The organism is Pseudoalteromonas sp. 5Ae-yellow (assembly GCF_014077565.1).
GTDB lineage: Bacteria > Pseudomonadota > Gammaproteobacteria > Enterobacterales > Alteromonadaceae > Pseudoalteromonas.
Genome location: NZ_JACGWD010000182.1, coordinates 1 through 334, shown reverse-complemented (window position 1 = coordinate 334; position 334 = coordinate 1). Strand labels below are relative to the sequence as shown.

Genomic DNA, 334 nt, shown 5'->3' with positions numbered 1-334 from the left:
AAAAAGCTAAAAGAACTACGTGAAAACGGTAAACGGCTAATATTACCGGAGAAAAGAAAGCGAAAAGCTTATCCGCGAACGGTGCTCGCAAAGACACAAAAATATCCAGTTAGGTATAAACGAAAAACACCACTCGTTCTTAAACGAGTGGTGTTAGACCTTGGTCTGCTTTTTTTATGCGTAAAAATTTTCATACTAATTGCATTAAATTAGGGGCTGTTGATCTTTGTAGTACATATATCAATCAGCCCACATTGGTAGCCACATCATAGTAAATGCTAAAGCGAGCATTGAATGATAATTTCGTTCAAGCTTTTCATACCGCGTGGCTATC

At 37.7% G+C, this 334-nt stretch carries 1 protein-coding gene and 1 pseudogene; one reads left to right on the top strand and one right to left on the bottom strand.

Annotation, left to right across the window (positions count from 1 at the left end; genetic code table 11):
• Window positions 1-213, top strand: a 213-nt coding sequence (locus H4J63_RS20140; protein ID WP_220467258.1) for a hypothetical protein, incomplete at its 5' end; no start/stop codon positions are given.
• 27 nt (window positions 214-240) lie between these two features.
• Here the strand turns inward: H4J63_RS20140 and H4J63_RS19895 are convergent.
• Window positions 241-334, bottom strand: a pseudogene (locus H4J63_RS19895) (IS5/IS1182 family transposase); the annotation flags it as partial.